Source organism: Pseudoalteromonas sp. 0303 (genome assembly GCF_013349995.1).
Taxonomy (GTDB): Bacteria; Pseudomonadota; Gammaproteobacteria; order Enterobacterales; family Alteromonadaceae; genus Pseudoalteromonas.
Map to the genome: position 1 here is coordinate 1 of NZ_JABVXF010000065.1, position 11,451 is coordinate 11,451.

Below are 11,451 nucleotides of genomic sequence, written 5' to 3' on the forward strand. Positions count from 1 at the left end.
AGAAAAAAGAAAATGGCAGGGCTAGACGATGATTATCGCTCAACCCTGTTAGAATCTGGGATTAAAATGCGCTAGCCATGGGCTAACGGCGGCTTGACCATTCCAGCAACTGGTCAAGGTGGCTCTTGGATTGTAAAATTACCGTCGTCTCGATTTGAAGCTGTGCCAGAAAATGAATATTCAATGATGGAACTGGCTCGAATGTTGGGAATGGACGTGCCAGAAACGCAGCTACTCCCTATTAATCGGATTACTAATATCCCAAATGGCATTGGCAAATATGGTGATGCTTTTAAAAATGCTCAGGCTTTTGTGATCAAGCGTTTTGACCGTGCAGATGGTCAAGCTGTTCACATTGAGGACTTTGCGCAAGTGTTTGGTGTTTATCCTCAAGATAAGTACAAAAAAGCCAGTATGCGAAATATTGCTCAGGTTATCGGTATTGAAGGGCAAGACGAAGACATTGCTGAATTTACTCGCCGATTGGTGTTCAACACGCTAATTGGCAATGCCGATATGCATTTGAAGAATTGGTCTGTGATTTACAAAGATAAGCGCACTGCGTCTATTGCACCTGCTTATGACTTTGTTTCAACCATTCCTTATATCCCCGATGATAGTGCATCGCTGAAGGTGAGCCGTAGCAAGAAATTCAGCGATTTCACGCTGGATGAGTTATCGCACTTGGCGGCTAAAGCCATGTTGCCAGAAAAATTGGTGTTAGATACAGCCAAACAAACCGTAGCAGGCTTCCATGAGGTATGGGCGAAAGAAAAAGCGCATTTACCACTTACTAAGTCAGTGATTGAAGCCATCGAAACGCACTTACGAAGCATACCGCTACGCTAAATTCCTAGTAGCTAGAGCGTGCATATCGATAAAGATGGTTTAACTTAATGCGATTTTACGGCGCTTAGCGCCGTAAACTAGAAATTTTGTAAACTGCACAATGATACCGGTGTTTTGATAAGGCTGATCTTCTGAACAAATCATGCATCTTTCTGACCATCAACAAGTGATGAATCAGGCGATGATAGCTTTACATTGATTTTCAGGAGAATGCAGATGACAGCAGTAGCGCACCAGATAACCCCTTTTCTAACGTCTTACGAAGTGATGGCTCGTTACCACATTAGCTATACGACGCTCTGGCGAAGAATAAAAGATGGCAGCTTGCCGCAACCTCGTATCAACCGAAATACACGAAACAAGCTGTGGCACATTGAAGACTTGGAAGAGTATGAGAAGAAAGAGGACTGAGCCTCTTTCTTTTACTGTCCGAAACGCCAGTTGAACGGAAAGCCCGTCGGCTCGATGATGGTTTCTAGCTGTTGATACCAAACGTCGTAAGCATGACGCATTTCATCCAGGTACTGATATTGGTTGTAGATAGCATCCAACCCTTTTTTGCTGTGGCCAATCATCAACTCGGCAACTTCTTGCGTGGTGATGGCTGACATTCGCGTTCGCATCGTTCTGCGAAGATCATGCATAGACCAATGTTCCATCTCAACACCAAGCGATCTGCGAGCCCAGATTTTCACATTATTAGGAATAGTGGTATCAAAGCCATTTGTGGCAAGCTCTTCTTGTCCGTTCGCGGGAAACAAGTAGGTTGATTTGCTCATCTGCATCGCCAGTTCAATCAGCTCAATAGCTGGCTTAATCAATGGCCGCATGATCGGCGCTCCAATTTTCTCACCTTGTTTGCGGATCTCTATGGGCACTGTCCACATTGCAGATTGCAAGTCAAAGTGATGCTTTTCAGCTTGAATGAGTTCTCCCTTACGGCCTCCCAATAACAGAAGCAATTTTATGTAGATGCGATTCTTCTCAGTGATTTTTGACTCATGCAAATAGCGCCAAAGTATCCTGATCTCGTTGTCATTTAGCACCCGAGTTCGTTTGCCTTTCTTACCACCAACCTTCTTTGCTGTGATCCCAGCAGCAGCGTTAATTTCCAAGATTTGTTCATCAATCAGCCAGTCATAGAACTTATGCAGTACAGACACTAGGCGCTCTGTGTTTGACGGAGACGACTCTGAAACCTCACGAAGACAGTTTCTTAAGGACAATTCATTGATGTCAGTTAATGGGTACTTGCCAAGTCTGGGCAGCAAATATATTTCACTGCTACGTTTTTGGAAGTGCCACGTTTTCTCCTTTAATCCTTGCTTACCGGCAGAGTCTATCCAGTCTCGAAAAATCGATTCGAAGCTTTGGTTGGCAGAATACTTAGCCCGTTCCTGCTGAAGGTAGAGCTTAGGGTTTCGGCCTTGATCAAGTATAGCCCTTAACCTATCCAGCTCATTCCTAGCTTCAGCAAGCTTCATAAGTGGGTAAGTACCTATGTCTACCCGCTGTTGCTTGCCATCGAAACGATAACGAAACTGAAAAACAATTTTGCCCTTGGGCGATACCCGAGCACTTAGCCCATCTCGGTCGGCTTTTACTACGGTTTCTTTTGCTTCTTTATTTAACCTGGCATCGAGCCAGCTAACTGATAACGCCATGTTATAAGCCCATCCCTAGTTTTGATTTTAATGATTGTTTACGTGATTCTGCTTTGGGTTCTTGCGCTGTACTGACAGAAGTAATTTCAACTTCTGGTGCATGGCCATCCACCAGTGCAGGTGTGGTGGATAGATTGGGCTGGCTCATGTGAATTAACCCAAAGGTGGCCAGCATCCGCAGACGCTCAGCCCGTTCCCGTGGCGGCGTCTTTTCTAATTCTTTGAGCAGTTCAGGGTGGCTCCCTGGGGGAATGTTGACGACAACTCTCATGATCAGGCCCCATAAAACCAGAAGCCTCGGACGTTCGCCAAAACAGACTGTTCCGGCACGATTATCTTGCTTCGTGAAAAAATCTCTTTGGCCGCTTCCTTATAAGCCAAGGCTCCCCCTCCGGCGATCAATACCAAATCCGCATTGATGCTTTCGTCACGCATAGATTGGCGCATGGCTGTAAGAGCAACAGGCGCAACCTTTTTCATGGCAGCATTCAGGTAAGGTGAAATATCGACTTTTTCTCCAAATAGCAGGACCTGCAAGTCGCCGGTTCTCATGGCTTTCTCAAGTCGATCCATACCCACTTTGGCGCCATGATCTTCTGAAATCAGCTTATCAATGGTTTCCAGTAGCACGGACATTGCCTGAAGACTGGTTCCTGATGAGCTGTAGCGAATTTCTCCGGCTTCAAGGGCAACCCAGTCAACAGAAAAGAAGCCGGGATCGATGACGACGACACGACCTTCTTCAATTAAGCCCAAATCACCACCTGTTTGAACCAGATCCATATAGGCACCGGCAGGCTGCGGCAGCACTTTGACGTCATGAACAGTGATGCTGCGCTTAGGCGTCACTTGATGGACACCTTTTAAACGCTTCACAAGGTCAGACTTACGTTGTGGTTCATGAAACTGGGAAACCGGTAATCCAGTGACAACCAAATCGATGGAGTCAGTTTCTGCCATTAACAAGGCGGCATGAAAAAGCGCCCTATAGGTTTTTGTGGTGGGATATTCCGGGTGAAGCTCTCGTTCCCAGCCTTGAAGGCGTCCAGCAGGCACACCAGCGGCCCAACGCTCATTATCGACAGACACATACAAACAAGTGTCATCATCGCCTCCACCGATACGCTCTGGCATACGATCCGCAGGACCGGCACCCGCAGGCAGAATAATGGTTTTCGGTTCACTGCCTGATTGGCCAATTGCCAGCTTCAGGTTTGAGTAACCGATATCTACGCCTAGTACAAACATACTTATCTCCTGTGCACTCAAAGTGCTCTAACGGTTTTCAATCAACCGCACTGGCCACGCTTGGGCATTTCCAAGTGCTCTGGCGGTTCACTCAAATGTCATTATCAGGATTCGGTGCACTGGCGGTGGGCAGAAAGGTGACAAATCCTTTCATCTATCTGCCTATTGCATTTTCGCAAAAGTATGAGAATAGGCTCTGTTTGGCGGCGGATGACCTAGTCAAAAAAATCGAGACGCCAAACGTCGTTTGCATTCTGGCCTGAACTCGCCAAACGGTTTGTATCTTCATGACGATACGTCTTTTTAGGCGTTTTTAAGTGAAATCGGGCTATATCCCTTGTCAGGTATGGGATTGCGCGAGTTGATTAATATCGAGACGCCAAACAGTGATTGTTACCGCAGTTTTACGTTTGGCGTTTCGATCCAAAAGCCAAACGGATAGTGGTTTTGGCTTTTGGGGTTAATTGGATGGGGAAATTGGTTTGGTAGAAATCGTCAATGAACAATGGAAAGCAGAGGTATCAGATTTACTTCAGCAAGAAACGGACAGGCTAAAAGCACTGGCACGAGCTGAAGTTGATGACTTTTGGGTTACCCACTACAAGGTTCGTGAGAATGCGCCCTTTAAAGATTGGGGGCTGCTTGGTGTCCGTATCAGAGACTTTAAGTATGGCTTTGGCATAGAGTGGTACATCAACAGTTTTCACGGTCAACGAGGCAAGCGCGTGGTCTTTAGCAAGGGTCTGCGTATTTCAAAGACGAAGCTGAAATACTCATTTTTGGACTGCCAAGGTTTGGCCAAAGAATGGGAGCTAGCGCTGGCCATGGAGAAAGAGGAATTTTTCAGTGATATTCGACGCCAGGTTGATAAGCTCAACATGCTGCGTCGCAGAGTGAATGCCTACTGAGTTAACAGCGCTACTTCACTCGCGGTAACTGGTCCCAGCGTGTTGTATAAGCGGGAGACAAATGCTCTCGCTTCATCGACCAATCTTTCTTCGTACCTTGTCCAGCAAAGAAAACCTTTCCGGCACCGCTTTGGTTAATGGTGTCCAATACTGACATTAACTGCTGGCTATTAGAGCGGGTCGATACGTCATCGAATAGTCCTGGTTGAAACATACCAGGATCGTAAAAGTCAGACAGCATGACGCCCGCTTTGGCATAACGAAAACCATCCTTCCAAATCCGCTTGAGTAAGTGATTGGCCAGCTCGATAAAATCCCGCGTATCGCAACTGGGGATCAGCAACTCACCTGATGCAGAGCTGCTGTATTGCGGCTCGTTGTCCTTAAAGGGGCTGGTACGTATGAACACGGTCATCACTTTGGCTTGCTGCTGTTCTTTGCGAAGCTTCTCAGTGGCGCGGGTTGCGTATTCACATACGGCCTCACGTAACAATTCAAATTGCGTTACTTTTTCGCCAAATGAACGGCTACAGACAATTTGTTTCTTAGTTGGCGGGATCTCTTCAAGTTCAATGCACGACTCACCATTGAGCTCTCTGACGGTTCTCTCTAAAACCACCGAGAACTGGTCTCTGATGGCTCTAGGAGAGGCATTGGCGAGATCTAAGGCTGTGGTGATACCCAAAGCATTTAAACGCTTAGAAAGCCGTCTACCAACGCCCCAAACATCATCAACCGGGACTAATGCGAGCAATCGACGTTGCCGATCTGGATTGGTCAGGTCTACAACCCCCTGAGTGGCCGGATATTTTTTGGCGGCATGGTTAGCCAGCTTGGCGAGTGTTTTAGTCGGTGCAATGCCTACACAGACGGTGATCCCAATCCAGTGGCCTATGCGCTCTCGCACTTGTTGTCCGAACTCGACAAGGGATAGGGCAGACTCAATACCGGTTAAGTCCAAAAACGCTTCGTCAATGGAGTAAACCTCTACTCGTGGTGCCATCTCCTCCAAAGTGCGCATCACTCGACTGCTTAAATCTGCATACAGCGCATAGTTAGACGAGAATGCCAAAATGCCATGGCGCTGCATTTCAGATTTGATTTGAAAGACGGGTACGCCCATTTTAATACCGAGTAACTTAGCTTCACGCGACCGTGCAACCACGCAGCCGTCATTGTTGGACAGCACCACAACCGGCGTATCTTTTAAATCAGGACGAAACAGCTTCTCACAACTGGCGTAAAAGTTGTTGCAGTCCACCAAGGCAAATACAGGCATGGGATAGTCACGACTTACGGCGCATGTTTCGCACCACATTGGTGACCACACCAAATATCTCTAACTCTGCCCCTTCAGGAATATGAATGGGCTCATACGCCGGGTTTCTTGGGATCAGCATGACGCACGGTCTTAGTTGAAGCTCCTTTACCGTGAGTTCACCATGGATTCCCGCGATGACAATGTCACCGTGTTCTGCTTGGACAGAGCGATCAACCACCAGAATATCATCTGGGTGAATCCCGGCATCAATCATTGAATCACCTTCAACACGCACAAAGAACGTTGCAGCCGGTCGCTTGATGCACAGCTCGTTAAGGTCGAGCGTTTGCTCAACATAATCCTGCGCTGGTGAGGGAAAACCAGCAGAAACACGTTCCATGAACAATGGGATACGAAGGCGCTTGGCTTTGATGAAGGCAAGTGCGCCGCTACGGCCTATCAGCGAGACACTCATGACGAACCTCGAAAAATCATAATTGATACTGTTTGTTTATACAGTATCTAATGCTATGCTGATTTCTACAAGTAAAATTGTAGGTAAAACTGTAGTTGTTCGAGTAAGACGTTGTGTTGTCGGTGATTTATTTTTTGTGTTGAAAAGCTTGATGTGGGGGATCGCTCGCCCTCGTCAAAGCCTGCAAGGCTTGGACAATACTGCTTCTGCCTACTGCTCTTGTTTCTGTTACTGATCCTGTTACTGCTACTGGTTAACGCATGGGTCAAGTAACCGTCAGACAAGGCTTGTTGAACCCTTTGCAAAGGGTTTAAAAACAGTTAGTAAAATTCTGCTTCGTATTGAATTTACTGGCTTAAAGCGAAGTCAGGAGCATCATTAAAATGCTCAGTCGAACTCAGTTAAAGCCTTTTGCAACCGTTTGAAAAGGGATTGGCTAAGCCATACGTAAAGGGTATCGGTAAGGGTTACCTAAAGGGTTTAGCTAAGGCTTTCTGAAAGGCTTAGCCAAAGCTTTCATACATGGGTTCAACCAATAGAAAGATTAAAAAAACGCAGAGGTATTCAAGGTGCATTTAGAAAAACCTGTGGCACAGTGAAATCACCTAAAGCGAACAATAGAAGTGAAGAGGAACCATCAATGACAAGAGCCCCTGCGCCATTTCCGCTAGAGCGCCTCGCGGATATCCCAGAAAGACCAGAAGATTTTAGATTGCTGGAGCGTATTCCATTAACGCGTGAACCGCAGACTTGGCCACTTGAACTTTCTCCTATGGTCGGTGATGAACAGCCAATGGTGCTGCTCGATACAGAGACAACCGGACTGTCTGCCGATGAAGAGACCATTATTGAGCTTGGTATGGTTAAGGTGCTTTACAGCCCATCGGCTAAGCGGATTGTGTCGATTGTTGATGTGATCAGCCTGTATGAAGATCCCGGCAAGCCAATCCCCGAACTGATTATCGAGTTAACCGGTATCACCGATGAGATGGTGCAAGGCCAGCGCATTGATGATGCAATGGTTGCGAGTTGGTTATCCGATGATCCGCTGGTGGTTGCGCACAATGCACAGTTTGATCGTCCTTTCTTTGAAAAGCGGTTTGCCGCATTAGGCCATCTATCTTGGGCCTGTTCAGCTAGCGGCATAGATTGGAAAGCACTGGGCTTTGAAAGTCGGAAACTTGAGTACCTGCTGCTTCGCTTAGGTTGGTTCTATGAAGGACACCGAGCTGCGACTGATTGTTTGGCGATGGCCTGGTTGTTTAATTTGTTGCCCGAGTCCGTTGCAAACTTGTTGTCTGAAGCAGACAGGCGAACTGTGCTAGTTCGTGCGTTTGGTGCGCCGTTTGATGTAAAGGACTATTTAAAAGAGCGCGGTTACCGCTGGCATGACGGTGTTAAAGGTGCCAACAAACATTGGTGGCGCGAAATCAGCGAAGACGAGTTGCCGCTGGAGCAAACGTATCTGGATGATTTGTACCATCGTGGCTCAGAACATGCCCACTATGACTACAAAGATGCCCGCAATCGATTTAAAGCTTTGTAGCTCTCTACAAGGTAAGCCTTGCATATTTGAAAACCTCTGGAAAATGGAAAGTGAACTCATGGTTTAACCAACAAGAGGAATCTTTCCATGTACCAAGACACCTACATTGAATACTGGGGCGAAATCTTCGTCTCTGCCCGTATCATTGAATTTGGCATCACGTTCGAGCGCTTTCTTAAAGATCCATGGAAGCATTTGATGTCCTGTGGCCAAGAGTCTGCCCCAGACGCGATTGCTGAAGGGATGCTGCCATTGCTACCAGCCCAAGCAGAAGTTGCCAGGCGCATTCGGGAAAGTGAGCAACGAGCCCTGATGTCTACAGAGTCGGACAAAGGGGTATCTCATCGCGGTAACATCGTGGTTTCACTGGTTCGGGTAGCGCATTGATAGCGGCTATCATCAATGGCATGAAACAATGTCTTCACGCCTATAGCTGAGCGGCAATTGCAATCCAGATCAAAAAGTTGCCGCGTAATCTTCCCTACAAAATAATTTGTGATAGGATGATACCTAATAAAATTAATTAGGTTGAAGCCTATTCAGTGTTTTATGACCATCTGTCCAGCTTCAACCAATAGAGATTGATTAGTCATTGCGGATAAAGAGCAGCATTGAGTGACGCTTTTCAATGTGATTACGCGATGTCTGACCGTACTTTATAAACAGAGTTTTAAGAAACTGGTTGAATTGGATAAACAAGACGCATGACAAATGATGGTCTGAAACAAACGGTAGTGGCGAAGCCAGATAGGCTTTCGCAGATAGCGCAGTTGCCACAAGCAACCAGGGATCGCATTGCCCACATCGATTTCACCTTATTGTTTAAGGGCGAAGCGGTACGAGCGGATTTAGTCGATCGCTTCAGTATAGCCGCCGCACAAGCAACGAAAGACTTCACAATGTATCGAGAGCTTGCGCCAGGCAATATTGAGTATGACCAAAAGCTCAAGTTGCATAAGCGCGGTGAAGCTTTTGAGCCCTTGTTCGACTATGACGTTGTGAGAACGCTGGCGACGATTAGCCAAGGATACGGAGATGGCTTTACTGGAAAGGTAAAACCACCACTGGCTTGTGAAGCACCTTATCACCTTAACAAGCCGAGTTTATCGATAGTAGCGAAAGTCACCGAGGCCATTCACAAAGGCAAAGCCTTGAGTATCACCTATGTGTCGTTATCGAGTGGTGAAACCACACGTGAAATTGTACCGCATACACTGGTGGACAATGGCCTACGTTGGCACGTTCGTGGTTTTGACCGCAAGCATGGTGAGTTCCGTGACTTTGTACTGACCCGCATTAAAGCAGCGGTTGTGCTTGAGGATTCCACTTTGTCGCCTTCTGTTATCAAAGAAAGTGAGCTCGAAACCCAAGATCGGCAATGGAATCGCTTTGTTGAGTTAGAGTTAGTGCCACACCCACGTATAGAGCACAGCGAAGCGATTGAGCTGGATTATGGTATGACGGGTGGCGTTCTAAAGGTTGAGATTAGGGCTGCAACCGCTGGGTATTTGCTCAGGCTTTGGAACGTCGATTGTTCCGAGACCGCGTGTTTATCAACCAGCCAATGTCAGCTTGCGTTAAACAATCGTGCCGCGCTATATGGGGTTCAAAACCTTGCAATTGCGCCGGGTTATGTCACTTAGACGATGAGCACAACCCAGACAACCGCTTTTTATGACTAAAGATTAATCATCAGAATTAATTAAGAATTTAAGGAATACCGATGCCAACGTTGGATTTTAAAGGTAAGCAGTTTGTATATTCACACCATCTAAGTGTGCCGTTTCGCGAACTAAAAGTGGTTGCGGATAAATCGTTACCGCTGGATGGCAATACGGCATCATTGGATGATAACCTCATCATCCATGGCGACAACCTTGAGGCCCTCAAGGCGTTACTACCGACTCACGCAGGTAAAGTAGATTGCATTTTTATCGATCCGCCGTACAACACAGGTAATGAAGGTTGGTGTTATAACGACAATGTACGCTCACCATTGATGCAGGAATGGCTGAAAAAGTCAGCCAATCCTGTTGATAAAGAAGATATGGAACGTCATGACAAATGGCTTTGCATGATGTGGCCGAGGCTGATTTTGCTCAGTGAACTTTTAAGTCAGACAGGGGCTATTTTTATCACAATTGATGATAATGAGCAGCATCGATTGCGAATTGTGTTAGATGAAATATTCGGAGCTGAAAATTTCTTATGCAATATGATTTGGCAGAAAAGGTATGCTGTTTCAAGCGACTCTAAAGGCATTCCTGAAATGCATGATCATGTTCTCGTGTATGCGAAAGATCTGAGTAAATTTGTACCAAACTTACTACCTAGAACTTCAAAACAAGATGATGCATATTCAAATCCTGACAATGACCCTAGGGGACCGTGGCGTTCTGATAATCTCCTCAGAAATGAGTTTCGTGAAAGAGATCGTTACGCGATAACTAATCCAAATACAGGACAAGTATATTATCCACCATCAGGAGCAAGTTGGAGACACCCTGAGAAAAAAGTTAAAGAGATGATAGCCGATGGGCGCATTTATTTTGGAAAAGATGGAAACGGTGCCCCTCTTCCAAAACGTTATTTGTCGGAAGTTAAGCAAGGGGTTGTTGCATCTGGATGGTTACCATTCACTGAAGCGGGCCACACAGATGAAGCAAAAAGACACCTGAAGACTATTTTTAGCCAAAATATAGAAATTTTCGCAACACCGAAACCGGTTAGATTAATCGAAAGAATTTTAACGATAGCTACAAGCCCTAATTCAATAGTTCTAGATTCTTTTTCTGGCTCAGGTACTACCGCACACGCAGTGCTTGAAGCTAATAAAAGGGACAATGGTAATCGGAAGTTTATCTTAGTTGAGTGTGAAGACTACGCCGATACATTAACCGCTGAACGTGTTCGCCGTGTCATCAATGGCTACCCCTATAAAGGCAATCAGAAACAAGAACTGCTTTCTGAAAAAATCACTTGGTCAGTCTTTGAGAAAAAACACGCTGAGTTGTTGGAACAAATTGCCAAAGTTGAAGCAAAACACAGCAAAGATTTCGACAAAATCAAAAAAGAGCTCAAAGACGGTGTGCTCACAGTTACTGGTGAGCGCAAAGTGGATGAGTTTGCGCCAGGCATTGGTGGTAGCTTCACCTATTGCACCTTAGGGGAACCGATCCAAATTGAAAGTTTACTTACTGGCGAAGCGATGCCATCGTACGATGCACTCGCACGTTATGTGTTTTATACCGCCACTGGGCAGTCGTTAGAAACGGTTGCTAAAGCCTCTGCCGATGGTTTTATCGGTGAAACAGACTTGTTCCGTATTCACCTGTTCTATCGTCCTGATAGTGAATGGTTACGCTCAAATGAAGCGGCATTAAACGCGGACAAAGTTGAGGCGATTGCACAAAACAATGCCACCAGGGTGAGAGCATACTTTGTTAACAAGTATTAACCAAAGATAAGCTCAGCCCTGAATTCATCGTCAAAACTAGCCC

Annotated in this window: 11 protein-coding genes and 1 pseudogene; 7 read left to right on the forward strand and 5 right to left on the reverse strand. The window is 46.1% G+C overall.

The window, feature by feature from the left end; all coding sequences use genetic code 11:
• Positions 1-81: 81 nt before the first annotated feature.
• Both HUS62_RS21535 and HUS62_RS21540 read left to right on the forward strand, forming a co-directional pair.
• A pseudogene (locus HUS62_RS21535) lies at positions 82-849 on the forward strand (type II toxin-antitoxin system HipA family toxin); the annotation flags it as partial.
• 216 nt (positions 850-1,065) lie between these two features.
• On the forward strand, positions 1,066-1,260 hold the full coding sequence (locus HUS62_RS21540; protein WP_012368405.1) for an AlpA family transcriptional regulator: 195 nt from the start codon (positions 1,066-1,068) through the stop codon (positions 1,258-1,260).
• A gap of 11 nt (positions 1,261-1,271) precedes the next feature.
• On the opposite strand, the gene HUS62_RS21545 is transcribed toward HUS62_RS21540, so the two are convergent.
• The 3 genes from HUS62_RS21545 to HUS62_RS21555 form a co-directional block, all read right to left on the reverse strand.
• On the reverse strand, positions 1,272-2,513 hold the full coding sequence (locus HUS62_RS21545) for an integrase family protein (protein WP_007102876.1): 1,242 nt from the start codon (positions 2,511-2,513) through the stop codon (positions 1,272-1,274).
• Between the two features lies 1 nt (position 2,514).
• Positions 2,515-2,661, reverse strand: coding sequence for a hypothetical protein (locus HUS62_RS21550; protein WP_175081105.1), 147 nt, complete (start codon positions 2,659-2,661; stop codon positions 2,515-2,517).
• Between the two features lie 125 nt (positions 2,662-2,786).
• Positions 2,787-3,761, reverse strand: a complete 975-nt coding sequence (locus HUS62_RS21555; RefSeq protein WP_175081106.1) for a ParM/StbA family protein — start codon at positions 3,759-3,761, stop codon at positions 2,787-2,789.
• A gap of 464 nt (positions 3,762-4,225) precedes the next feature.
• Here HUS62_RS21555 and mobI point away from each other — a divergent pair, with 464 nt between their 5' ends.
• A complete protein-coding gene (mobI, locus tag HUS62_RS21560; protein ID WP_175081107.1) occupies positions 4,226-4,669 on the forward strand; it encodes a conjugative transfer protein MobI(A/C) in 444 nt (147 codons plus the stop codon).
• A 10-nt stretch (positions 4,670-4,679) separates the two neighbouring features.
• Here the strand turns inward: mobI and umuC are convergent, their stop codons facing one another.
• Entirely contained in the window at positions 4,680-5,948 is a 1,269-nt protein-coding gene (umuC, locus tag HUS62_RS21565) for a translesion error-prone DNA polymerase V subunit UmuC (protein WP_175081108.1), read from the reverse strand.
• Between the two features lie 7 nt (positions 5,949-5,955).
• Positions 5,956-6,405: a translesion error-prone DNA polymerase V autoproteolytic subunit gene (gene umuD / locus HUS62_RS21570; protein WP_108479629.1), complete on the reverse strand. Its 450-nt coding sequence runs from the start codon at positions 6,403-6,405 to the stop codon at positions 5,956-5,958.
• Between the two features lie 640 nt (positions 6,406-7,045).
• Here umuD and HUS62_RS21575 point away from each other — a divergent pair.
• The 4 genes from HUS62_RS21575 to HUS62_RS21590 all read left to right on the forward strand — a co-directional run bounded on the left by HUS62_RS21575 (position 7,046) and on the right by HUS62_RS21590 (position 11,408).
• Positions 7,046-7,951: a 3'-5' exonuclease gene (locus HUS62_RS21575; RefSeq protein WP_175081109.1), complete on the forward strand. Its 906-nt coding sequence runs from the start codon at positions 7,046-7,048 to the stop codon at positions 7,949-7,951.
• 87 nt (positions 7,952-8,038) lie between these two features.
• Complete coding sequence (locus HUS62_RS21580; protein ID WP_065767345.1) at positions 8,039-8,338, forward strand: hypothetical protein; 300 nt, start codon at positions 8,039-8,041, stop codon at positions 8,336-8,338.
• Between the two features lie 317 nt (positions 8,339-8,655).
• Complete coding sequence (locus HUS62_RS21585) at positions 8,656-9,594, forward strand: WYL domain-containing protein (protein WP_175081110.1); 939 nt, start codon at positions 8,656-8,658, stop codon at positions 9,592-9,594.
• Between the two features lie 80 nt (positions 9,595-9,674).
• Positions 9,675-11,408 carry a site-specific DNA-methyltransferase gene (locus HUS62_RS21590; protein ID WP_175081111.1) on the forward strand — a complete coding sequence of 578 codons (1,734 nt, stop codon included), beginning with the start codon at positions 9,675-9,677 and terminating at the stop codon, positions 11,406-11,408.
• Positions 11,409-11,451: the final 43 nt, after the last annotated feature.

Coding starts and splice junctions, on each gene's coding strand:
- HUS62_RS21540 (WP_012368405.1), top strand. CDS start 1,066: ATGACAGCAGTAGCGCACCAGATAACCCCTTTTCTAACGTCTTACGAA.
- umuD (WP_108479629.1), bottom strand. CDS start 6,405: ATGAGTGTCTCGCTGATAGGCCGTAGCGGCGCACTTGCCTTCATCAAA.
- HUS62_RS21590 (WP_175081111.1), top strand. CDS start 9,675: ATGCCAACGTTGGATTTTAAAGGTAAGCAGTTTGTATATTCACACCAT.
- HUS62_RS21580 (WP_065767345.1), top strand. CDS start 8,039: ATGTACCAAGACACCTACATTGAATACTGGGGCGAAATCTTCGTCTCT.
- HUS62_RS21555 (WP_175081106.1), bottom strand. CDS start 3,761: ATGTTTGTACTAGGCGTAGATATCGGTTACTCAAACCTGAAGCTGGCA.
- HUS62_RS21575 (WP_175081109.1), top strand. CDS start 7,046: ATGACAAGAGCCCCTGCGCCATTTCCGCTAGAGCGCCTCGCGGATATC.
- umuC (WP_175081108.1), bottom strand. CDS start 5,948: ATGCCTGTATTTGCCTTGGTGGACTGCAACAACTTTTACGCCAGTTGT.
- HUS62_RS21585 (WP_175081110.1), top strand. CDS start 8,656: ATGACAAATGATGGTCTGAAACAAACGGTAGTGGCGAAGCCAGATAGG.
- HUS62_RS21545 (WP_007102876.1), bottom strand. CDS start 2,513: ATGGCGTTATCAGTTAGCTGGCTCGATGCCAGGTTAAATAAAGAAGCA.
- HUS62_RS21550 (WP_175081105.1), bottom strand. CDS start 2,661: ATGAGCCAGCCCAATCTATCCACCACACCTGCACTGGTGGATGGCCAT.